We start from the raw sequence: 22,900 nt of genomic DNA on the forward strand, positions 1-22,900 counted from the left end.
GCATGCGCCTCCCCGAGGATAAACGTTGGGAGATGAAGGCTGTCGATCAGCCCTCGATCTCGATCAGGATTTCGCCCGGGTTGACCCGGTCGCCCTTGGCTACGTGGATGGCGACGACCTTGCCCGAGACCGCGGCCTGCACTTCGGTCTCCATCTTCATGGCTTCGGTGATCAGCACGGCCTGGCCGGCCTTCACGCTGTCGCCTTCCTTGACCAGCACATCGACGATGTTGCCCGGCATGGTGGTGCTGACGTGGCCTGGAGCGCTGGCCTGCTTGCGCTTGCTGCTGCCACCGCCGACGAACTCGTTGAGCGGTTCGAACACCACTTCTTCCGGCATGCCGTCGATGGACAGGTAGAAGTGGCGCTTGCCTTCGGCCTTCACGCCGACACCGGTGATGTCGACACGGTAGGTCTCGCCGTGCACGTCGATGACGAACTCAGTCGGCACGCCCTCGCCGCCCGGCGCACGCACACCACCGGCCTCAGGGATCGGCAGCAGCACTTCCGGTACCAGGGTGCCGGCTTCGCGCTCTTCGAGGAACTTGCGCCCGATGTCCGGGAACATGGCGAAGGTCAGCACGTCCTCTTCCGACTTGGCCAGGGTGCCGATGTCGTTGCGCAGCTTGGCCATTTCCGGCTTGAGCAGGTCGGCCGGGCGCACGTCGATCACGTCCTCGCTACCGATCGCCTGGCGGCGCAGCTGCTCGTTGACGGTGCCCGGCGCCTTGCCGTAGCCGCCTTGCAGGTACAGCTTCACCTCGTTGGTGATGGTCTTGTAGCGCTCGCCAGCCAGCACGTTGAAGAACGCCTGGGTCCCGACGATCTGCGAGGTCGGGGTCACCAGCGGCGGGAAACCGAGGTCTTCGCGTACCCGCGGGATCTCCGCCAGCACTTCGTTCATGCGGTTGAGGGCGCCCTGCTCCTTGAGCTGGTTGGCCAGGTTGGAAATCATCCCACCCGGCACCTGGTTGACCTGCACCCGGGTATCGACGGCGGTGAACTCGCTTTCGAACTGGTGGTACTTCTTGCGCACGGCGTAGAAGTACAGGCCGATTTCCTGCAGCAGTTCCAGGTCCAGGCCGGTGTCGAATTCGCTGCCCTTGAGGGCGGCGACCATCGACTCGGTGCCCGGGTGGCTGGTGCCCCAGGCGAAGCTGGAGATCGCGGTGTCGATATGGTCGGCACCGTTTTCCACCGCCTTGAGCTGGCACATCGCAGCCAGGCCGGCAGTGTCATGGGAGTGGATGAACACCGGCAGCGACTGCTCGGCCTTCAGTGCCTTGACCAGCTCGCCGGTGGCGAACGGGGTCAGCAGGCCGGCCATGTCCTTGATCGCGATGGAGTCGCAACCCATGGCTTCCATCTGCTTGGCCTGGGCCACGAACGCCTCGATGGTATGCACCGGGCTGGTGGTGTAGGCGATGGTGCCCTGGGCATGCTTGCCCGAGGCCTTCACGGCCTCGATGGCCACGCGCAGGTTACGCACGTCGTTCATGGCGTCGAAGATACGGAATACATCGATGCCGTTGACCGCGGCCTTGGCGACGAAGGCCTTGACCACGTCGTCGCTGTAGTGGCGATAGCCCAGCAGGTTCTGGCCGCGCAGGAGCATTTGCAGGCGGGTGTTGGGCAGCGCCGCGCGCAGCTTGCGCAGGCGCTCCCACGGGTCTTCCTTGAGGAAGCGCACGCAAGCGTCGAAGGTCGCGCCGCCCCAGACTTCCAGCGACCAGTAGCCGACCTTGTCGAGCTTGTCGCAGATCGGCAGCATGTCTTCGGTGCGCATGCGGGTGGCGAGCAGCGATTGGTGGGCGTCGCGCAGGATCGTGTCGGTAACGTGAATCTTTTTGCTCATTGTAATAATCCTCACAGGCCTGCGTGGGCGGCGATGGCGGCGGCGATGGCCAGGGCCAGCTCTTCGGGTTTGCGCTTGATCGAGTAGTTGGTCAGTTCCGGATGGCTTTCCACGAAGCTGGTGTTGAACTGGCCACTACGGAATTCCGGGTTACGCAGGATTTCCTGGTAGTAGGCGGCGGTGGTCTTCACGCCTTGCAGGCGCATGTCGTCCAGGGCACGCAGGCCACGGTCCATCGCCTCTTCCCAGGTCAGCGCCCAGACCACCAGTTTCAGGCACATCGAGTCGTAGAACGGCGGAATGGTGTAGCCGGTGTAGATCGCCGTATCGGTCCGCACGCCGGGGCCGCCCGGCGCGTAGTAGCGAGTGATCTTGCCGAAACTGGGCAGGAAGTTGTTCTTCGGGTCCTCGGCGTTGATCCGGAACTGCAGGGCAAAACCGCGATGGATGATGTCTTCCTGCTTGACCGACAGCGGCAGGCCGGACGCGATGCGGATCTGCTCGCGAACGATGTCGATCCCGGTGATTTCCTCGGTGATGGTGTGCTCCACCTGCACCCGGGTGTTCATTTCCATGAAGTACACCTCGCCATCGGCGAGCAGGAACTCCACGGTACCGGCGTTCTCGTAGCCCACCGCCTTGGCCGCGCGCACCGACAGGTCGCCGATGTAGGCACGCTGTTCAGGGGTCAGCTGGGGACTGGGGGCGATTTCGATCAGCTTCTGGTTGCGGCGCTGGATCGAGCAGTCACGCTCGAACAGGTGCACCACGTTGCCAAAGCTGTCACCGAGAATCTGCGCCTCGATATGCTTGGGATTGACGATGCATTTTTCCAGGAAGACTTCCGCCGAACCAAAGGCCTTGGTCGCTTCGGAAATCACCCGTGGGAACGCCTGCTCCAGTTCCTCGCGGCTGTTGCAGCGACGGATACCGCGGCCGCCACCACCGGAGGTGGCCTTGAGCATCACCGGGTAACCGATGCGGTCACCTTCGCTGAGGGCTTCCTCAATGCCGGAGACGTTGCCTTCGGTGCCTGGAGTGACCGGTACGCCAGCCTTGATCATGCTGCGGCGGGCTTCGGTCTTGTCGCCCATGCGGCGGATCACTTCCGCCGACGGGCCAATGAATTTGACGCCACGTTCGGCGCAGATTTCTGCCAGCTCGGCATTTTCCGAGAGAAAACCATAGCCGGGATGCAAGGCATCGCAGCCGGTCTCCACTGCCAGGTTCACCAGCTTGCGTGGGTTGAGGTAGCCGGCCAGGGGCTCGGCACCAATGCTGTAGGCCTCGTCCGCGCGCTTGACGTGCAGGGCGTGCCGGTCGGCGTCGGAGAAAATCGCCACCGAGCGAATGCCCATTTCGGCACAGGCTCGCACGATGCGTACGGCAATCTCACCACGGTTGGCGATCAGGATCTTTTTTATCACTTGGAAATTCCTAAGCCGCTGGAACAAAACAACCTGCTGGAACCCCATGCGATCTCGGGAACGCACAGGGACCGGAAGGACCTGGGCCGGCCCGCGATGATGTCCGTCAAAACACCAAAAGCCTCTCGGGCCAGCCCTATGTCCACGACCCGATATCTGTCCCACAGAGCGGGTCGACGAGTGACCAAATGTTTCAAGCCAGTCGCGTCACCACACTAGCTCCGGCCATCGATAAACTAAAATCAATAATTATTGGGTCGCTTATAAGCAATGACTTATAGTTGGCTGACCCGCTGCCCGAGAGTGTTCGCGAAAGATGCGTAAGTCCTTGATGCGTATGACATTACGCCAATTGAAGATCTTCAATGAGGTCTGCGATTTGCGTTCCTACAGCCGCGCGGCCGAAGAAATGTCGCTTACGCAACCGGCCGTCAGCCTGCAAATTCGTCAGCTGGAAGAGCTGATTGGCCAGCCCTTGTTCGAGTATGTCGGCAAAAAGCTCTACATGACCGAGGCGGCTGAAGCGTTACAGCGGGCGAGCCGGGACATCTTCGGCCGCCTGGAAAACCTCGACATGCAGCTCTCGGACATGCAGGGTTCGCTGCAGGGGCAACTGAAACTGGCGGTGGAATCCAGCGCGAAGTACTTCGTGCCGCACCTGTTCGCCGCGTTCAAGCGCCAGCACCCGGAGGTCAGCCTGCACCTGACGGTGGTCAACCGCGCCCAGGCCCTGCGGCGACTCTCGGACAACCGCGACGACCTGCTGATCATGTCCATGGTGCCGCAGGACATGGGCCTGGAATTCCTGCCATTTCTCAACAACCCGATCGTCGCGGTGGCACCGCCCGATCATCCACTGTGCCACATGGGCCCACTGCGCCTGCAGGACCTGGAGCCCTACCCGTTGCTGATCCGCGAGCCCGGATCGGGGACCCGGATGGCCTGCGACGAGTACTTCAAGGAAAAGCGCGTGCACTTCTCGCAGACGCTCGAGGTGACGTCCGGCGAAGCCCAATGTGAAAGCGTGATAGCGGGGCTGGGCCTGGCGCTGTTGACGCGCCACGCCCTGAGCCTGGAACTGGCGACCGGCGTGCTCCGGGAACTGCCGGTGGAAGAACTGCCGCTCTATCGCAGTTGGTGCGTGGTTCAGGCCAGGGACAAACGCCTGTCACCGGTCGCGCATGCGTTCCTGGGGTTCATCCGAAGTGAACGGCTGCAGATCAGCGGGCTGGTTGAGCGCTTCGACGGTCGACTGCCGAGTCCATCTGCCAGTAATTGATTGCGGCGATTTCCTGTTGCAGCTGGCGCAGTTCGTTGCGGTCTTCGATTGCGCGACGGAACTCCATGCGGCGCTGGTCTTCCTGCTGCCGACGGGTCTTGACGCTGCTTTGCTCTTCGTGGTGCCGGGCCATTTCGAGTCTCCCAGGTTGGGTTGGAGACTCCAAGATGGCTTCGGGTCGTTACGATTTGGCGGCAGCCGGGTGACAGGCAGATGAATTCAGTCTTCGAGGCTCTTGAGCGACTTGGGCGACAGCCGCAAGCTGCGCAGGCTGCGCTTGACGCTCTTGAGGTGGTTGACCAGGCTCGGGCCCCGCGCCATCGCCACGCCCATCGCCAGCACGTCGATCACCACCAGGTGGGCGATACGCGAGGTCAGCGGCGTGTAGATCTCGGTGTCTTCGTGCACGTCGATCGCCAGGTTGATGGTCGACAGCTCGGCCAGCGGTGTCTGGCTCGGGCACAGGGTGATCAACGTCGCCCCGCTTTCACGGACCATGTTGGCGGTGATCAGCAGGTCCTTGGAACGCCCCGACTGGGAAATGCAGATCGCCACGTCGCTGGGCTTGAGGGTCACCGCCGACATCGCCTGCATGTGCGGGTCGGAATAGGCCGCCGCGGTCAGCAGCAGGCGGAAGAACTTGTGCTGGGCATCCGCCGCCACCGCGCCGGACGCACCGAAACCGTAGAACTCCACGCGCTGGGCCGCCGACATCGCTGTCACCGCCCGCTGCAGGGCCGCCGGGTCGAGCTTCTCGCGCACTTCCATCAGGGTGTGCAGGGTGGTGTCGAAGATCTTCAGGCTGTAGTCGGCGACGGAGTCGTCTTCATGGATCGCGAACTGGCCGAAACTGGCGCCCGCCGCCAGGCTCTGGGCCAGCTTGAGTTTCAGGTCCTGGAAGCCCGAGCAGCCGATGGCCCGGCAGAAACGCACGATGGTCGGCTCGCTGATCCCCACGCTGTGGGCCAGGTCGGCCATGGAGCTGTGCATCACCGCCGCCGGGTCGAGCAGCACGTGATCGGCAACCTTGAGCTCCGATTTGCGAAGCAGGGTGCGGGACTGGGCGATGTGTTGCAACAGATTCAAGGGCTGGACTCGATTTGTTATGGGCCACGCCTGGGAGGTGGTATTGGCCTTGGATGTAGCATTCTTGTAGTTATACTACATGAATTCGTCCATTGCCTGTTCCATTGCGTAATCAGGACCGCCGGCAACCCGCCGAATCCGTCATGTAGCCGCACTGGCCGGCCTGCTCGCGCCATGACGAAAACAGGCCCTTTGCACGACCGGTCGACTCACGCCTGCCGCTCGCGCTGATCCTCCAGCAGCCGTAGCACCAGCTCCTCGGCCGCCACTGGCCGGCTGATCAGGTAGCCCTGCACCTCGTCGCAACCCTGCAACTTGAGGAATTCCAGCTGCTGCGTGTTCTCCACGCCTTCGGCCACCACCTTCAGGCCCAGGCTGTGGGCCATGGCGATGATCGCCCGGGTGATCGCGGCGTCCTCGCTGCCTTCGTCCAGGCCGCGGATGAAGGCCTGGTCGATCTTCACGTAGTCCACCGGGAAACGCTTGAGGTAGCTCAGCGACGAATAGCCGGTGCCGAAGTCGTCGATGGCCAGCTTCACGCCGAGGTCGCGCAGTTGCTGGAAGGTCGCGATGATGTGTTCGACGCTGTCGAGCAACTGGCTCTCGGTCAGTTCCAGCTCCAGCAGATGGGGCGCCAGCCCGCTTTCCTCGAGAACCTGGCGCACCAGGCTGACCAGCTTGCCCTGGCGCAACTGGTGCACCGAGAGGTTCACCGACACGCGCATCGCCGGCAGGCCCTGGCGCTGCCACTCGCAGGCCTGCCAGCAGGCGCGGCGCAGCACGAACTCGCCGATCGGACCGATCAGCCCGGTCTCCTCGGCCAGCCCGATGAAATCCCCGGGCGGCACCCGGCCCATGGTCGGATGCTCCCAGCGCACCAGCGCTTCGGCGGCGTTCAGGCGACCGGTGGCGAGGCACAGCTTGGGTTGGTAGAACACGCTCAGTTGCTGTTCTTCGATGGCCTTGCGCAGCTGGTTTTCCAGCTGCAGGCGCTCCAGGGTGCTGGCCTGCAGGCTCTCGGTGTAGAACTGGAAGTTGTTGCCGCCCAGGTGCTTGGCATGTTGCATGGCGATGTTCGACTGGCTGACCAGCGCCGGGATTTCCCGGGCGCTGTCCGGCAGCAGGCTGATGCCCATGGACGCGCTGACCACCAGCTCGTGTCCTTCCACCGTCAACGGCAGGCGCAGCTTGCCGAGCAGGCGCGTCGCCACCCTGGCGAGACTGGACAGGTTGCCGTAGGCATCGAACAGCACGGCGAACTCGTCGCCGGACAGGCGGGCGACGGTGTTCGCCTCCGGCAAGGCGTTCACCAGGCGCCGGGACATCTTCTGCAGCAGTTGGTCGGCGACTTCATGCCCCAGGCTGTCATTGAGCAGCTTGAAACGATCCAGGTTGATATGCAGCAGCGCCAGGCTGCGCCCTTCCTGGCGGGCGCGCTGGTTGGCCTCGCGCAGGCGCTCCTTGAACAGCGAGCGGTTGGCCAGGCCGGTCAGCTCGTCGTAGTGGGTCAGGTAGCGCATGCGCTCCTCGGACTCACGCCGAGCCGACAGATCGGCGAAGAAGCCGACTATATGACTGATTTTTCCCCGCTTATCACGCACGGTATTCAGCTGCAGCCATTGCGGATAAAGCTCGCCGTTCTTGCGTGCCTCCACCAGCTCGCCCTGCCAGCTGCCGTACTGTTCGAGGGACTGGTGGATCATCGAATAATGCCGGCGGGCATCGCGGCTGCAGGGCAGCTCGACGACGTTGCGCCCGAGCATGTCCTCGATCTGGTAGCCAGTGACCCGGCTGAAGGCCTGGTTGACCGCCAGCAGCGCGTAGTTCGGATCGAAGATCACGATGCCTTCGCTGGCGGCCTCGAACACCGTCGCGGCCAGCTGGCGCTGGGCCTCCAGCTCCTTGTGCGAGCTGATATCGCGCCGGGTACCGACCATTCGTAGTACGCGTCCGCTGGCACTACGTTCCACCGCCCGGCCCCGGTCCTCGATCCAGACCCAGTGACCATCGCCATGGCGCACACGGTACTCGATGACGTAGTCCTCGGTGCGCCCCTTGAGGTGTTCCACCAGGGCGCGCTTGAGCGCCGGCAGGTCCTCGGGATGCAGGCGCGGCTTGAGATGGCTGAGCATCGCCGTGACGTACTCGGGATCGAGGCCGAACAGTTCCTTGATCTGGGTGTGGTGCACCTCGTCGGTTTGCAGGTTCCAGTCCCACAGGCCCAGCTCACTGGCCTGCAGGGCAAGCGCCAGGCGCGTTTCGCTCTTGGTCAGGGCGCGGTTGGCCTTGTCCAGCTCCAGGCTGCGCTGGGCGACGCGGTTTTCCAGGTCGGCCTGGGCCTCGCGCAACTCCAGTTCGGCTCGCCGCCGCTGCTCGACCTCGCGTGCCAGCTCCTGGTTGAGTTGTTCGCTGCGGGCCTGGGCCTGCTGGAGGTTCTCGATCAGTGCCTGGTTCTGGAAACGTCGTAGCAGGCCGCGCTGGATCAGCCGGTTGACCTGCAGCGCCACCACGCTCAGCGAGGCCAGCAGGATCAGCCCGAGCCAACCCCACCCCTGGCGGGCGCCATCACCGTCCCAGAACAGGTAGCCGATGGCGGGCAGCAGGCAGGGCAAGGTGAAGGTCAGGAACGCCGGGAAACTCACGGCATAGGCGATACTCGCGGACAGGGTCGCCGCGCCGATCAGGCCGAATACCCAGGCCTGCTGGAGAAAGCTGTCGGTGGGCACCAGGGCGATGCCGGCGCAGGCCAGGGTCAGGCCGCTGACCGCGGAACCGAGCAGGAACATCCGGCGCCAGATCGGCTGGGCCTGGCGGCTGGGAATGGCCGATTCGAACGCCGCGACCTGGATCACGCGCAGGGCCACCAGCGCCATCAGCCAGACCATCCAGATGCTGACCAGCAGGTAACGCTGCGGGCTCCAGAGCAGCCAGGCGCAGACCAGACCATTGATCAGCATGAACAGCGTGGGCAGCAACGAGCCCTGGTACAACAGGCGCGTGCGCTCGACCGCCAACTCGGTGGCGAACTGTTTGCGAATAACCCGCCCGGCCTCCATGGAGGGGCTCAGCGCGTCGGAGCTGTGAGTCATATGGGCATTGTTCTTATAATGGTTGAGCCATAAATGTCGCAGGAGCATACACAAGCCTCCGGCCGGACCAAACTGCTCCAAGTCATAAAATGTAATGCATTGACCCGCGATAGACCTTCCCAAAACAGTCAAAGGCAGGTCCTGCGCCACCTGCGGACAATGACCCGCCGGTCGTCCTCGTGCGAGTTTTTTCTCCATTCGCCACGGCGACCGCCCGGCATTAGGGTTTGCCCGCCCGTAGCCGGCACCCTAGAATGCGCCGATGCGCAACGATGACCTCTCCCTCCTGCTGAATTCCCTCAACGACGCCCAACGCCAGGCCGTAGCCGCCCCCGTTGGTCGCCAGTTGGTCCTGGCTGGCGCCGGCTCCGGTAAGACCCGGGTGCTGGTGCACCGTATCGCCTGGTTGATCCAGGTCGAGAACGCGTCGCCCTACTCGATCCTGTCGGTGACCTTCACCAACAAGGCCGCTGCCGAGATGCGCCACCGCATCGAGCAGTTGATGGGCATCAGCCCGGCCGGCATGTGGGTCGGCACCTTCCACGGCCTGGCGCACCGCCTGTTGCGCGCGCACTGGCAGGAAGCCGGGTTGAGCCAGACGTTCCAGATTCTCGACAGCGACGACCAGCAGCGCCTGGTCAAGCGGGTGATCCGCGACCTCGGCCTGGACGAGCAGCGCTGGCCGGCCCGCCAGGCCCAGTGGTTCATCAACGGGCAGAAGGACGAGGGCCTGCGCCCGAAACACATCCAGGCCAGCGGCGACCTGTTCCTGGCGACCATGCGCAGCATCTACGAAGCCTACGAGGCCGCCTGCGCCCGGGCCAACGTGATCGACTTCTCCGAGCTGCTGCTGCGCGCCCTGGACCTGTGGCGCGACCACCCGGGCCTGCTCGAGCACTACCAGAAGCGCTTCCGGCACATCCTGGTGGACGAGTTCCAGGACACCAACGCCGTGCAGTACGCCTGGCTGCGGATGCTGGCCAAGGGCGGCGACAGCCTGATGGTGGTCGGTGACGACGACCAGTCGATCTACGGCTGGCGCGGGGCGAAAATCGAGAACATCTACCAGTATTCCGACGATTTCCCGGACGCCGAGACCATCCGCCTGGAGCAGAACTACCGCTCCACCGCCGGCATTCTCAAGGCGGCCAACGCCCTGATCGCCAACAACACCGGACGCCTGGGCAAGGAGCTGTGGACCGACGGCGGTGACGGCGAAGCGATCAACCTCTACGCCGCCTTCAACGAACACGACGAGGCGCGCTACGTGGTGGAAACCATCGAAAGCGCGCTGAAGACCGGCCTGGCGCGCAGCGATATCGCCATTCTGTACCGTTCCAACGCCCAGTCGCGGGTGCTGGAAGAAGCCCTGCTGCGCGAGCGCATCCCCTACCGGATCTACGGTGGCCAGCGCTTCTTCGAACGGGCCGAGATCAAGAACGCCATGGCCTACCTGCGCCTGCTCGAAGGCCGTGGCAACGATGCGGCGCTGGAGCGGGTGATCAACGTCCCGGCGCGCGGCATTGGCGAGAAAACCGTCGAGGCGATCCGCGAGCATGCCCGCCACAGCGACGTGTCGATGTGGGAAGCCATGGCCCAGCTGATCGCCAACAAGGGCGTGACCGGCCGTGCCGCCAGTGCGCTCGGGGCCTTCATCGAGCTGATCGAGAACCTGGCCGCGAAGACCAAGGACAGCCCGCTGCACCTGATGACCCAGATCGTCATCGAGCAATCCGGGCTGATCGCCTATCACGAGGCGGAAAAAGGCGAGAAAGGCCAGGCCCGGGTGGAAAACCTCGAGGAACTGGTCAGTGCGGCGCGCAACTTCGAAGCCGCCGAGGGCGAGGAAGACCTGTCGCCGCTGGCGGCGTTCCTCGGCCATGCCTCGCTGGAGGCCGGCGATGCCCAGGCCGACGAGCATGAAGACAGCATCCAGCTGATGACCCTGCACAGCGCCAAGGGCCTGGAATTCCCCTACGTGTTCCTGGTGGGCATGGAAGAAGGCCTGTTCCCGCACAAGATGAGCCTGGAAGAGCCTGGCCGCCTTGAGGAAGAACGCCGGCTAGCCTACGTGGGCATCACCCGGGCGATGCAGAACCTGGTCATGACCTATGCGGAAACCCGTCGCCTGTATGGCAGCGAGACCTACAACAAGGTGTCACGCTTCGTACGCGAGGTTCCGAAAGGCCTGGTACAGGAAGTGCGCCTGTCCAACAGCGTCAGCCGGCCTTTCGGCGGCGGCCAGCAACAGAGCAGCAGCCTGTTCAGCGGCAGCGCCATTCCGCAGACCGAGTTCAGCCTGGGCCAGGCGGTACGCCACAGCCTCTTCGGCGACGGCGTGATCCTCAACTTCGAGGGCTCCGGCGCCCAGGCGCGGGTCCAGGTGAATTTCAGCGAGGGCAGCAAGTGGCTGATGCTCGGCTACGCCAAGCTGGAAGCCATCTGAAGAACCGGGCGCGAGGCCTTCCGCTGCCCACGCCGTGAGGAGCCGGAACGCCTCGGATACCATCACGCCCCCGTAAGAGCCGGGCTTGCCCGCAAAGGGGGCCTTCAGATCGCCAACAGCTTCGCGGGCAAGCCCGGCTCCTACAGAAATGGGGCAAATCGGGCTTTTGTGCTGCGCCTAGAGACTAGCCCCACAGCACAGCAGGCACCGGTCTTACAGGCATTCATGAAATATTCAACTGAGAAGTGAGAGGATTCAGGCAAAAGCTGGAAACACTCTCTCGCTAGCCAGCAACAGTTCACCTGTGCAGTATGACACGCGTGCACTCCACAAACGGGAATACCCTTTATGCAACGTTTTCTTAGCATCGCCCTGGCGCTCTGCATCGGCCTGACGATGAGCCTCGACGCCAACGCCAAGCGCTTTGGCGGTGGCAAAAGCATGGGTTCGGCGCCAACCCACCAGACCAGCCAGATGGCCCCTGCCGCTGGCGCTGCCGGCGGTGCAGCCGCTACTGCTGGCGCAGCCGGTGCCGCAGGCGCGGCGGCCAAGGCCGGTGGCGCCTCGCGCTGGCTGGGCCCACTGGCCGGTATCGCCGCTGGCGGCCTGCTGGCGTCCATGTTCATGGGCGGCGGCTTCCAGGGCATGCAGTTCTTCGACATCCTGATCATGGCGGTCATCGCCTTCGTGATCTTCCGCTTCATTGCCGCCCGTCGCCGCAAGCAGCAGGAGCACATGGCTCCGGCCGGCGCGCCGTACCAGCGTGAAGTGTTCGAGCAACCGGCCCCGGCGCAGAACTCGATCTTCGGTGGTTCCGCCGCCCCTGCCGCCCCACGCCGCGTGATCAACGCACCGGCCTGGTTCAACGAGCAGAGCTTCCTGGAAGCCGCGCGCAACCACTTCCAGGCGCTGCAGCAGCACTGGGACGCCAACGAGATGGACAAGATCGCCGAGTTCGTCACCCCGCAAATGCTGCAGTTCCTCAAGCAGGAACGCGCCAGCCTGGGCGACGGCTTCCAGTCCACCTACATCGACAACCTGCAGGTGCAGCTGGACGGCGTGGATGACCGTGCCGACAAGACCATCGCCACCCTGACCTTCAGCGGCGTGTCGAAGACCTCGCGTTTCGACCAGGGCGAAGTGTTCAGCGAAAGCTGGAACATGGAACGCGCCCAAGGCGACAACCAGCCTTGGCTGGTCGCAGGTATCCGCCAGAACGGCTGACCCCGACGCGTTGTCTGATACACCAGAACCCCGGACTTGTCCGGGGTTTTGCATTTCACGATTGCACTTGTAACGAGCTACTGTATAAAACGCGTCATACCCAACCGCGCCATGCAGCAAGAGGATTGAGGCCGTGGAAGAAGTTATCGAACAATTGCGTGAAGCCAACGAACCCGTACCGGTGCCACTGGAGTTGCCCGACGAGGATCAGTTGGTCGAGATCGAGGAGGAGCTGTTCATCAACATCCCCTTCGTCTTCAAGGAATTTCTGCTGACCGTCAGCGACGTGGTCTATGGCAGCCTGGAGCCGGTGACCGTCACCGACCCGCAATCGCACACCTACCTGCCGGAAGTGGCGGCCAACGCCTGGGACAGCGGCGTACCGCGGGACCTGATCCCGATCTGCCAGGACGGTGACGACTACTACTGCGTCGAGGAAGACGGCACCGTGGTGCTGTGGTCCGGCGAAGAAGAGCTGATCACCGAAGAGTCCTGGGAATCGGTCTGGCACTGGGCGCGGGACGTCTGGCTGGAAAGCTGATACCCGCCAGGACCGGCGGGGTATCCTGGGGCCTCAGTGCCCGGCCGAGTCCTTGTTGTTTTCCAGCGTTTCCAGCAAGGCCACCTGCATCCGCGTGTGCACGCGGACGAACCAGCGCCAGAGCAGCGCCGCCACCGCCGCGGCAACGACGGCGATCAGCACCAGCAGCTCGTTGGTGGGCAGTATGCTCGCCGACAGCGCCGAGAGCAGCAGGAAGATCACCAGCAGCGACAGCAGCGGAATCACCTCGGCGATCACCCGCCGCACGCGCTGGGTATGCCGCCCGGCCATGTCCGGCTTGACTCCCATCTCCGCCAGCAGCATCGACAGCGCCTTGAGCTTGCGATAGGCGGCAATCAGGAACGGCAGCGACAGCAGCAGCGCGCCGCCCCAGATCAACGCCTTGTGCCAGCTCGGCTCGCCGACCCAACCTTCCAGATAGGCCGCGATCGGCTGGGCAAAAAAGCCGCCGGCAAAGAAGATCGCCACCACCAGCGCCAGATTCACCCCGACCTGCAGCAGGATCTTGCGGATCAGCGAGGCCAGCAGCGCGCCCTCGCCCTGGGGCTGGATACTGCGCAGCCACTCGCCGTACAGGCTGAATACCCGGCCCATGCGCCGTGGCACCACGGCGGCGAGTTTCAACGACAGCGGGTCGGCGGCACGGATCAGGTAGGGCGTGAGCAAGGTGGTAATCACCGATACCGCCACGGCCACCGGGTAGAGGAAGTGGCTGGTGACCTGCAGGGTCATGCCCAGCGCGGCGATGATGAAGGAGAACTCGCCGATCTGTGACAGGCCCATCCCCACGCGCAACGAAGTACGCCCATCGTTGCCGGCAATGAAGGCACCCAGGCCACAGGAGACCATCTTGCCCAGGACTACCGCGACGGTGATCACCGCGATCGGCCAGGCGTAGTCGACCAGCACTGCCGGATCGAGCATCAGGCCGATGGCGACAAAGAAAATTGCGCTGAACAGGTCGCGAACCGGCTCGATCAGCCGCTCGATCTTCAACAACTGGCGCGATTCAGCCATGATCGCGCCGATCAGGAACGCGCCCAGCACCATGCTGTACTCGAGCCGCACCACCAGCAGGCAGAAACCGAAGCACAGCCCCAGCACGGTGATCAGCAGCATCTCGTTGCTTTCGAAGCGGGCGACATAGGCCAGCAGGCGCGGCACCAGCAGGATGCCGATGACCAGGGCGACAATCATGAACAGCGACAGCTTGCCGACGGTGGAGAACACCTCGCCGGAGCTCACCGTGCCGCTGACGGCAATGCTCGACAGCAGAGCGATGATGCCGATGCCGAGGATGTCCTCGACGATCAGCACACCGAAGATCAGCTGCGCGAAGCGCTGGTTCTTCATCTTCAGGTCGTTGAGCGCCTTGACGATGATGGTGGTCGAGGAAATCGCCAGGATCGCGCCGAGGAACAGCGAATCCATGGTGTTCCAGTCGAACCAGCGGCCGATCTCGTAGCCGATCCAGATCATCAGCACGATCTCCAGGAATGCGGCGATGAACGCCGTCGCCCCGACCTTGAACAGCTTGCCCAGGCTGAACTCCAGCCCCAGGCAGAACATCAGGAAGATGACCCCGAGCTCGGCCAGAGTCTTGATCGTATCTTCGTCGTGGATCAGGCCGAACGGTGGCGTATGCGGGCCGATGATGAAACCGGCGACGATATAGCCGAGGACCACCGGCTGCTTGAAGCGGTGGAACAGAATGGTGACCACACCCGCCACCAGCATGATCACGGCCAGGTCCTGAATAAAACTGATCGCATGCATGGCGTGACGCTCCTTGTGTCGGCGGACGCGGGAAAAACCGCCCACCGCTCCCTACGAGCCGTCAGCGATCACCGTTCCAGGTGTAAGAATTTTCTATGGCATGGCTTTTTGAAGGTTAACACCCGGGCTTCTGACAAAAAGCCGGTGCAATATGTAGAAACAGATCGCTTGGCGCGTGACGATGCCCGCATGGCTGGCGTCCCGTAATCGAGGTGTCTCATGAAAATGCCCAAAGCGCCCGCAGAGGTGCCTGAACCTGTCCCTACCTACCGTGAGCGTGCTATGGAACCTGGAAACGCCCAGCTGTCGATGACCGTTTTGATGACCCCGGATATGGCCAACTTTTCTGGCAATGTCCACGGCGGCACCCTACTCAAGTACCTGGATGAAGTCGCCTATGCCTGTGCCGCACGTTATGCCGGCAGCTATGTAGTGACCCTGTCGGTGGACCAGGTGATTTTCCGCGAGCCGGTGCATGTCGGCGAACTGGTGACCTTCCTCGCCTCGGTCAACTACACCGGTACGACTTCGATGGAAGTCGGCATCAAGGTGGTGACGGAGAATATCCGCGAGCGTTCGGTGCGCCACACCAACAGCTGCTTCTTCACCATGGTGGCGGTCGACGACCAGCGCAAGCCGGTCGCGGTGCCGCCGCTGCAGCCGGAAACCAGCGAAGGCAAGCGCCGCTACGCTCAGGCGAAGCAGCGCCGGCAGATCCGCCAGGAGCTGGAAAAGCGCTACCAGGAAATCAAGGCCGACGCGCTTTAAGCTCTTGTAGGAACGGGCTTGCCCGCGACGGCGTCCGTTCAAGCGGCGCGAGACTTGAGGGCCTATTCGCGGGCAAGCCCGCTCCCACACGGGGACATGGCGTGGGCCCGGAGATCAGACGCTGATCGGCAACGCCTCGAAGCGCACCCGCGGGTGCGCGATGCGATCCTGCGCCCGCACCAACTCCAGCTCGTAGCTGGCGCAGGCCTGGGTTTCCAGCAGCACTTCATGCACCGCCGCCGCAGTGAACTCGAAGGCCGCCACCAGGCTGTCGCCCAGCAGCACCCGGGCCAGGAACAGGCCGGACGTCAGGTCACCCACGCCGACCGGCTGGCGCGGAAACGCCAACAGCGGCCGACGCAGGTGCCAGCTGCCTTCGGCGGTCACCAGCAGCATCTCGAAGTGATCCTCGGGCTTGCCCGGATAGGCCAGGTGCTTGACCAGCACCACCTTCGGCCCACGCGCCAGCAGGCTGCGGGCCATCGCCAGGCAGTCGAACAGCGATTGCGGCGATCGACCGCAAAAGCTGTCCAGTTCCAGTTGGTTGGGGCAAAGAATGTCCGCCTGCGCCACCGCTTCCTGCAGCAGGAAGTCGCTGACTTCCACCGGCACGCTGCAGCCTTTCTCCGGGTGGCCCATCACCGGGTCGCACAGGTACAGGGCCTTGGGGTTGGCCGCCTTGATCCGCGCCACGCCGCTGAGAATCGCCCGTCCCTGCGCCGCGCTGCCCAGGTAACCGGACAGCACTGCGTCGCAGTTGCCCAGCTCGCCGATCGCGGCAATGCCTTCCACCAGCTCCGGGATCCGCTGCGGCGCCAGTACTTCGCCGGCCCACTGGCCGTATTGGGTGTGGTTGGAGAACTGTACGGTGTTCAACGGCCAGACATTCACCCCGACCCGCTGCATGGGGAAAACCGCCGCGCCATTGCCGGCATGACCGAAAACCACATGGGACTGAATGGCAAGCAGATGCGGAGTGCGTTTCATTCCAAATTCCAACAAGGCAAAAAGATTCGAGCCACGCAGTATGCGACTAAACAGAGCCTGTACGACAGACCGGCGAGCCAGTTAAGCTGCTCTCAACTTGATGGAGTGGCGTTCATGCTGACCCTGGGAAATATGTTCGTGCTGATGTTGCTGGCCACCGGCGCTGCCTGGCTCTGGCACAACCACGGCCTGCGCGAACGGGCGCTGGAGCGGGTCAAGCAGCATTGCGCCCGGCTGGACCTGGAGCTGCTCGACGGTGCCGTGGCGCTCAAGCGCATCGGCATCGTCCGCGACGCCAACGGCCGGCGCCGCCTGGCGCGGATCTACCACTTCGAGTTCACCGTCACCGGCGAGCAACGCCACATCGGCACCATCACCCAGTTCGGTGCCCACAGCGCGCAGATCGAGCTGCCGCCCTACCCGTTCGAGGTCAAGGCCGAACAGCCGACGGCGGAAATCATCGAACTGAGCCAATGGCGCCAGGATCACCCCAAGGATCACAGCCAGTCGCGTCACTGAGCGGCTAGCCCAGCCGGCAGGCCAGCATGCCGGCTTTCAACCCCTCGCTGTCTCCCGGTTGGCTGAAGATCAGCTCAAGCCGTGAGTCCTTGCGCCATTCGCTGGGCTGCCAATCCAGCGGCAAGTTATCCACAGCGTTGCTCGACAGCCAACCGACGGGACTGTGGATAACCAGCTTGGCCCTCAGCCAGTCCAGGCCGGCCAGCCAGCGCGCAATCCGCTCCGGGTCCAACTGCTGGCTGGGGTGCCAGCGCCAACCGATGCTCCAGTTACCCTCCTGTGCATGTTCCTGGCAGATCGGTTGGGTCGGGTCGGTCCACAGCGCTGGCAGTGTCAAGCCCGCCGATGCTGGCGGCAGCACGCCCGCCGGGCCCGGTTCATTCGCTCCGGCTGGCGGCAGGACCAGCAGCTCGTGCAGCTCCAGCGCGCCCTGTTCGGTCCAGCGTAGCGGGCCATCCGGCAAGCGCGCCACGACCTGCGCACGCTCGACCTCGCTCAACCCTTGCGACTTGTTCAACAGCAGCAGGCCGGCCTGCGCCAGCGCCTCCTGCTGCGAGGCCGGCAGCGGTTTGCCCGCGGCCAGGGCCTGTGCATCCAGCACCATCACGCAAGGCTGCAGGGCCAGAACCCCGAGCCACGGCGCTGCCGCCAGTTGCCGCAGGATCTGCACCGGATGGCCAAGGCCGGAAGGTTCGATGAACAACCGGTCGGGCCGGGCCTTGCGCAACAGCCGGCCCAGGCCGACCTGGAACGGCGCACCGTTGACGCAGCACACGCAACCGCCAGCCACTTCGCCCAGTGCGATACCATCATCGGCGCGAGTCAGCAGCGCGGCATCCAGGCCGATCTGGCCGAACTCGTTGATCAGCACCGCCCAGCGTTCGCCTTGAGGCTTCTGCGCCAGCAGGTGACGGATCAGGCTGGTCTTGCCGGCACCGAGGGGACCGGCGATGACATGCGTGGGAATGTTCTGCAACATAAGCGGGCCGACAGGTCTGAAGAGGTGGGTAAATGATGCGGTCGATGGGCCTGGCGCTGCTACTGGCGCTGGCTTCGAACCAGGCGCTGGCGCAGGCCTGCGTGGTCCACAGCCATGGCGAACGGCTCGACGTGAAGGTCTGCCAGGAGAATGTGAGTATCCCGGCCAAGCTGTTCAACGACGGCTTCTGCCAGCCGAGCCTGGCGGGGCAGAAAGTCGAGGTCGAATACGTCGAGCAGTGCCCGGGCGGTTCATTCGGTGTCTGCCGCAACGCCCAGGTTGCCAATATGCCCTACCGGCAGAATATTCACTATTACGGCGTGGCGACGGATGCGGCGTATCTCAAGCCGTTTTGCGAAGGCCAGAGCGGCGGGCAGTGGCAGGCGCCCTGAGCAGGGCTGGGGATTGATGGCGCCTGCTTCGCGGATGAATCCTGCTCCCACAAGGTACAAGCCCGACGCAGTCACTGCGGGAGCTGGATTCACCGATACGTCGGACCGCCGCGAAAGCACCAGTACAGAAACCACCGCCTTCCGATCCGGCGCCTCAACTCAGGCCAACCAATCCAGCGTCAGGATCAACCGCCGCTCGCCTGTCGCCACCTGCGGTGAACGATGCACCAGGCCGAAGCCCTCGTTGCCCTGCCAGCGCTCGCCCTTGAGCAAGGCCACTGCACCGCTGTCCAGTTGATGGATCGAGCCGGCGTCCATCGGTTCCGCCGTCGGGCTGCCCAGTTGCCGGCGATCCATCGCCCCTTCCGCCAGCCATTCACTGCCTGCACCGGCGTAGGTGGTGATCAGCCTGACCGGCACATGGTCGACGTGAAACCGCGGGCACATCGCCTTGTCCAGCACCCGCAGGCGCACGCCGATCCGCCGCGCGCCGAGCAGGCAGGCATAGGCGCCGACCAGCCAGGACACGTCGCTGATGAAGCCTTCGTAGCCCTCCAGGTCGCTGAACCCCGAGGCCAGCCCCTGCAGTTGGGGGAGGCTCTCGTCATCCGGCATTTCCAGGCTCAGCGACTCCGCCAGCGGCTCGCCCAGCGACAGCAGCAAGTGGGCGAAGTCGGCGATATGGCTGGGCAGGCGGCGCTGCCAGACCGCCAGGTTCACGCCGTCCTCGAGGATCTCGCCGAGCACTGTCGGGGCCTCACCCTCGATCTGGCGAACCGGCGGTAGCGCCTGCAGGCGCGGCGCCAACATCAGGCGGCCGCCTCTTCATCGTGCCACGGCCCGAACGGGTCGTGCAGCAACCGCCAGCTCTCGACGCCCAGGGCCATCTCGTCGTCGGTCAGCAGGCAGCCATCCAGCTCGGCGGTCATTTTTCCAAAGTCGATACCCTGGCCGATGAACACCAGCTCCTGGCGGCAGTCGCCGGTGGCCGCGGTCCAGTTCTGCATGATCGCCGCCATGCTTTCCTCATCCTGGGGCCAGTGCTGCTTCGGCACGAAGCGCCACCAGCGCCCGGCGAAGCCATGGCGCATCAAGCCACCGGCCTGCGACCAACTGCCAGCCTCCTGGTACTTGCTCGCCAGCCAGAAGAAGCCCTTGGAACGCAGCAGCTTGCCGTTCACCCAGGGCCGGTTGATGAAGTCGAAGAAACGCTCGGGATGAAACGGCCGCCGCGCCCGGTAGGCGGTCGAGGCGATGCCGTATTCCTCGGTTTCCGGTACATGCTCGCCGCGCAGCTCCTGCAACCAGCCGGGAGCCTGGGCCGCACGCTCGAAGTCGAAGCGGCCGGTATTGAGGATCTTCGCCAGCGGCACCTCGCCCATCACCATCGGGATGATCTCGGCCTGGGAGTTCAACCGTGCCAGGATCGCCATCAATTCCTCGCGCTCCTGGCTGGAGATCAGGTCGATCTTGCTGATCAGGATCACGTCGGCGAACTCGACCTGTTCGATCAACAGGTCGGTGATCGAGCGTTCGTCCTCCTCGCCCAGGGTCTCGCCGCGCGAGGCCAGGCTTTCCGCCGCCTGGTAGTCGAGCAGGAAGTTCATGCCGTCGACCACCGTGACCATGGTGTCGAGGCGGGCGATGTCGGCCAGGCTCTGCCCGCTTTCGTCGCGGAAGGTGAAGGTCTCAGCCACCGGCAGCGGTTCGGAGATGCCGGTGGATTCGATCAGCAGGTAGTCGAAACGGCCATCGCGGGCCAGTCGGCCGACCTCTTCCAGGAGGTCCTCGCGCAGGGTGCAGCAGATGCAGCCGTTGCTCATCTCGACCAGCTTTTCCTCGGCCCGGTTGAGGCTGACGTCGCGCTGGACCTCGCTGCCGTCGATGTTGATTTCGCTCATGTCGTTGACGATCACCGCTACCCGCAGGTTTTCGCGGTTGCGCAGGACATGGTTGAGCAGGGTGCTCTTGCCGGCGCCCAGAAAGCCCGACAGTACGGTCACGGGAAGACGTTGGGTCATGGTGGGTTCCTCATCAGGTCGGCTGGGTCACAACGCCCGTTTATGGCGCTCGCGCAGCTCTTCACGTTCTTTGGCTTCGATGCACAGGGTGGCGGTGGGCCGCAGCAGCAGGCGCTTGAGGCCGATCGGTTCGCCGGTCTCGCGGCACCAGCCGTATTCACCACGGGCCAGGCAGTCGAGGGTCTGGTCGATCTTGTCGAGCAGCTTCTTCTCCCGCTCCAGCAGGCGCAGTTGCCACTGGCGCTGCTCCTCGGCACTGCCGATGTCCGCCGGATCGCTGTTGGGTTCCTGCTCGCGCAGCACGACGAACTCGCCGCTGATGCGCTCCTGCAGCTCACGTCGCTGCTGCAGCAGCAGCTCGCGGAAAAAATCCTGCTGGGCATCGTTCATGTAGTCCGCCTCGGGCTGGGCGAGCAATTCGTCTTCAGTCATGGAGAGGTCGCCGTTGGGGATTTATTTAATGTTATATTATAACAATGCATTTTAGCCAATCCCTGCTTGCCCCCGACGACGAAGGGGGTGATGCTGGAACCGATCCGATCCCTTGAGAATGCCGATGCGCCCTACCCTGAAGCACGCGTTGCCGAGCCTGCTGTCGAGCCTGTTGCTGTGCGCCACCGGCGCCTCGGCCCAGGTCCCCGGCCCCTTGGCCAACTGCACCCGCAGCGCCGCCCTGCTGGCGTGCAAGGACGCCGCCGGCAACGCCTATGGCGTCGCCACGGTGGGCAAGACGATCTACCTGCAAGGGTTCGAAGTGATCGGCAAACGCTACTGGGCACAGACCAGCAGCCGCTACGGACAACTGACCTTCTTCACCGGCATCGCCTCGGATGGCGAGGTCTGGGTGGGTTACAGCCGGCGGGTGGGATGGACCACGGTGAACCGCTTTTCCAGCTCCGGCGGGCTGAGCAGGAAATTCACCTGTGATCGGTTGGTAGGCTGCTGAGCAGAGCCTGAGGCTCCCGATGAAGTGGCCAGGACACTCTGTGGTTGTGGCGAGCGGGCTTGCCCGCGTTGGGCCGTGAAACGGCCCCAAACCCAGGCAACTCGGCCTATCGGTTAGACCGCGCTGGCTGGTTTTACGGCTGCTTTGCAGCCGAGCGCGGCGGTGCGGCGTCCCGACGAGCCCGCTCGCCACAGAGTTGTGCTAAGCCAGCACCTCGTCTGGTTGCTGCTGCGGTGCGGCGTTCCGACAAGCCCGCTTGCCACAACAAGCCCCATTCACTACACCACAACGAGACACTAGACCACGACCTCACCCGCCTGCTGCTGGCGCCAGGCGATGTAGCTGTCCTGCGGCGGGTTCTTCTCGAAGTAGGTCTTCAGGCCCTGGAACAGCCCATCGGCGATCGCCTGCTGGTGCCGGGCGGTGACCAGGCGCTGGCTATCGCGCACGTTGGAAATGAAGCCGGTCTCAACCAGGATCGATGGCACGTCCGGTGACTTGAGCACGGCGAAGCCGGCCTGTTCGACGCGCTTCTGGTGCAGGGTGGTGATGCCCTCCAGGCTGCCGAGCACGGTGTGCCCCAGTTGTAGGCTGGCGGCGATGGTCGCGTTCATCGACATGTCGAGAATCACCCCGGCCAGCATCGGGTCCTTGTCCTTGAGGTTGAGCAGGCTCTGCGCGCCGATCAGGTCGGCGCCGTTCTCGCGCTGGGCCATGAAGCGCGCGGTGGTCGAGGTCGCGCCACCCTCCGACAGGCAGTAGACCGAAGCCCCGGATGCGGTGATCCGTGGCGCCGCATCGGCGTGCACCGAGATGAACATGTCGGCGTTGTGCTTGCGCGAGAACTCGACGCGCTTGCGCAGCGGCACGAAGAAGTCGTCGTTGCGCACCAGGCGCACATCGAAGCCCTTCTCGCGCTTGAGCCGCTTGGCCAGGAGCTGGGCGATGGACAGCACCACATCCTTCTCGCGCTGGCCCTTGGACCCCACCGCACCCGGGTCCTTGCCACCGTGCCCGGGGTCGACCACCACCATGATGTCGCGCTTGGGGTGGGCCTTGCCCGGTGCCGGCTCATGCCGGGCCTGCGGTGCTGCCGCCGCTGCGGCCAGGGCCTGGGGCGGCGTGGCGGCGCTGCCGTTGCTGGCCAGGTCGAGCACCAGCCGATGACCCTGGCCGTCGCCGGGCGGCAGCAGGAAGCTGGTCAACTGCACCGGGTTGGCCAGGTCGAGGACGATCCGCGTATCGCCCTTGCCGAAATGCCCCGAACGGATCGAGCGGATCACCGTGTTCTTCAGGGCCAACTGGCTGAAGTCCCCCGTCAGCTTCGCCCCGCTCAGGTCGATGATCAGCCGCTCCGGCGCGGCCAGGGAAAACGTCTTGTACTGCACCGGGCCACTGAGATCGAGCACCAGGCGCAGCTTGTCGCCGGAACGCCACAGCCGGGCATTCTGGATCTGTGCCGCCGACACACCCAGCGGGATAAAGGCCGCACTGGCCAGCAGGAAGTTGAGTAATTGACGTCTATGCATGAACCGATAACCACA

The 22,900-nt window shown here is 64.2% G+C and carries 20 protein-coding genes; 8 read left to right on the forward strand and 12 right to left on the reverse strand.

Annotation, left to right across the window (positions count from 1 at the left end):
- Positions 1-46 precede the first annotated feature (46 nt).
- Both oadA and HU752_RS00665 read right to left on the reverse strand, forming a co-directional pair.
- Positions 47-1,855 (reverse strand): sodium-extruding oxaloacetate decarboxylase subunit alpha, encoded by a 1,809-nt coding sequence (gene oadA, locus HU752_RS00660; RefSeq protein WP_186683726.1) that lies wholly within the window; start codon positions 1,853-1,855, stop codon positions 47-49.
- A gap of 11 nt (positions 1,856-1,866) precedes the next feature.
- Positions 1,867-3,282: an acetyl-CoA carboxylase biotin carboxylase subunit gene (locus tag HU752_RS00665; protein WP_186683727.1), complete on the reverse strand. Its 1,416-nt coding sequence runs from the start codon at positions 3,280-3,282 to the stop codon at positions 1,867-1,869.
- A 316-nt stretch (positions 3,283-3,598) separates the two neighbouring features.
- Between HU752_RS00665 and HU752_RS00670 the strand changes: the two genes are divergently transcribed.
- The gene (locus HU752_RS00670) at positions 3,599-4,561 is read left to right on the forward strand and encodes a LysR family transcriptional regulator (protein WP_186683728.1); all 963 of its coding nucleotides are present in this window, start codon (positions 3,599-3,601) and stop codon (positions 4,559-4,561) included.
- Here the strand turns inward: HU752_RS00670 and HU752_RS00675 are convergent.
- From HU752_RS00675 to HU752_RS00685, 3 genes are all read right to left on the reverse strand, one after another.
- On the reverse strand, positions 4,503-4,694 hold the full coding sequence (locus HU752_RS00675) for a PA3496 family putative envelope integrity protein (RefSeq protein WP_186683729.1): 192 nt from the start codon (positions 4,692-4,694) through the stop codon (positions 4,503-4,505). The genes HU752_RS00670 and HU752_RS00675 overlap by 59 nt on opposite strands.
- Before the next feature lie 86 nt (positions 4,695-4,780).
- Positions 4,781-5,647, reverse strand: coding sequence for a transcriptional regulator HexR (gene hexR / locus HU752_RS00680; RefSeq protein ID WP_186683730.1), 867 nt, complete (start codon positions 5,645-5,647; stop codon positions 4,781-4,783).
- A gap of 209 nt (positions 5,648-5,856) precedes the next feature.
- Positions 5,857-8,736, reverse strand: coding sequence for a putative bifunctional diguanylate cyclase/phosphodiesterase (locus HU752_RS00685; RefSeq protein WP_186683731.1), 2,880 nt, complete (start codon positions 8,734-8,736; stop codon positions 5,857-5,859).
- A gap of 262 nt (positions 8,737-8,998) precedes the next feature.
- Here HU752_RS00685 and uvrD point away from each other — a divergent pair, with 262 nt between their 5' ends.
- The 3 genes from uvrD (at position 8,999) to HU752_RS00700 (ending at position 12,947) form a co-directional block, all read left to right on the forward strand.
- Positions 8,999-11,182, forward strand: a complete 2,184-nt coding sequence (uvrD, locus tag HU752_RS00690) for a DNA helicase II (protein ID WP_186683732.1) — start codon at positions 8,999-9,001, stop codon at positions 11,180-11,182.
- A gap of 348 nt (positions 11,183-11,530) precedes the next feature.
- Positions 11,531-12,406, forward strand: a complete 876-nt coding sequence (locus HU752_RS00695) for a Tim44 domain-containing protein (RefSeq protein ID WP_186683733.1) — start codon at positions 11,531-11,533, stop codon at positions 12,404-12,406.
- A 133-nt stretch (positions 12,407-12,539) separates the two neighbouring features.
- A complete protein-coding gene (locus HU752_RS00700; protein ID WP_017903741.1) occupies positions 12,540-12,947 on the forward strand; it encodes an SMI1/KNR4 family protein in 408 nt (135 codons plus the stop codon).
- A gap of 33 nt (positions 12,948-12,980) precedes the next feature.
- Here HU752_RS00700 and HU752_RS00705 read toward each other — a convergent pair whose 3' ends face one another.
- A complete protein-coding gene (locus HU752_RS00705) occupies positions 12,981-14,744 on the reverse strand; it encodes a cation:proton antiporter (RefSeq protein WP_186683734.1) in 1,764 nt (587 codons plus the stop codon).
- 282 nt (positions 14,745-15,026) lie between these two features.
- Here HU752_RS00705 and HU752_RS00710 point away from each other — a divergent pair, with 282 nt between their 5' ends.
- Complete coding sequence (locus tag HU752_RS00710) at positions 15,027-15,512, forward strand: acyl-CoA thioesterase (protein WP_186683735.1); 486 nt, start codon at positions 15,027-15,029, stop codon at positions 15,510-15,512.
- A gap of 114 nt (positions 15,513-15,626) precedes the next feature.
- Here HU752_RS00710 and pdxY read toward each other — a convergent pair whose 3' ends face one another.
- Positions 15,627-16,499 carry a pyridoxal kinase PdxY gene (pdxY, locus tag HU752_RS00715; RefSeq protein ID WP_186683736.1) on the reverse strand — a complete coding sequence of 291 codons (873 nt, stop codon included), beginning with the start codon at positions 16,497-16,499 and terminating at the stop codon, positions 15,627-15,629.
- 114 nt (positions 16,500-16,613) lie between these two features.
- Between pdxY and HU752_RS00720 the strand changes: the two genes are divergently transcribed.
- Positions 16,614-17,018, forward strand: a complete 405-nt coding sequence (locus HU752_RS00720; protein ID WP_186683737.1) for a DUF3301 domain-containing protein — start codon at positions 16,614-16,616, stop codon at positions 17,016-17,018.
- Between the two features lie 4 nt (positions 17,019-17,022).
- Here HU752_RS00720 and HU752_RS00725 read toward each other — a convergent pair whose 3' ends face one another.
- A complete protein-coding gene (locus tag HU752_RS00725) occupies positions 17,023-17,997 on the reverse strand; it encodes a CobW family GTP-binding protein (RefSeq protein ID WP_186683738.1) in 975 nt (324 codons plus the stop codon).
- Positions 17,998-18,032: 35 nt separating this feature from the next.
- Here HU752_RS00725 and HU752_RS00730 point away from each other — a divergent pair, with 35 nt between their 5' ends.
- A complete protein-coding gene (locus tag HU752_RS00730) occupies positions 18,033-18,389 on the forward strand; it encodes an NADH:ubiquinone oxidoreductase (RefSeq protein ID WP_186683763.1) in 357 nt (118 codons plus the stop codon).
- 159 nt (positions 18,390-18,548) lie between these two features.
- Here the strand turns inward: HU752_RS00730 and HU752_RS00735 are convergent, their stop codons facing one another.
- Genes HU752_RS00735 through dksA form a run of 3 tightly spaced genes read right to left on the reverse strand, consistent with a single transcriptional unit; the run spans position 18,549 to position 20,842 of the window.
- On the reverse strand, positions 18,549-19,199 hold the full coding sequence (locus HU752_RS00735; protein WP_186683739.1) for a DUF1826 domain-containing protein: 651 nt from the start codon (positions 19,197-19,199) through the stop codon (positions 18,549-18,551).
- Positions 19,199-20,410, reverse strand: a complete 1,212-nt coding sequence (zigA, locus tag HU752_RS00740; protein WP_186683740.1) for a zinc metallochaperone GTPase ZigA — start codon at positions 20,408-20,410, stop codon at positions 19,199-19,201. The genes HU752_RS00735 and zigA overlap by 1 nt, the downstream gene beginning before the upstream one ends.
- A gap of 27 nt (positions 20,411-20,437) precedes the next feature.
- A complete protein-coding gene (dksA, locus tag HU752_RS00745) occupies positions 20,438-20,842 on the reverse strand; it encodes an RNA polymerase-binding protein DksA (protein WP_186683741.1) in 405 nt (134 codons plus the stop codon).
- A gap of 124 nt (positions 20,843-20,966) precedes the next feature.
- Between dksA and HU752_RS00750 the strand changes: the two genes are divergently transcribed.
- Entirely contained in the window at positions 20,967-21,356 is a 390-nt protein-coding gene (locus HU752_RS00750; protein ID WP_186683742.1) for a glutamine synthetase, read from the forward strand.
- A gap of 296 nt (positions 21,357-21,652) precedes the next feature.
- Here HU752_RS00750 and HU752_RS00755 read toward each other — a convergent pair whose 3' ends face one another.
- Positions 21,653-22,885: an N-acetylmuramoyl-L-alanine amidase gene (locus tag HU752_RS00755; protein ID WP_186683743.1), complete on the reverse strand. Its 1,233-nt coding sequence runs from the start codon at positions 22,883-22,885 to the stop codon at positions 21,653-21,655.
- Positions 22,886-22,900: the final 15 nt, after the last annotated feature.

Origin of the sequence: Pseudomonas vanderleydeniana, assembly GCF_014268755.2 — a bacterium.
GTDB classification, from domain to species: domain Bacteria; phylum Pseudomonadota; class Gammaproteobacteria; order Pseudomonadales; family Pseudomonadaceae; genus Aquipseudomonas; species Aquipseudomonas vanderleydeniana.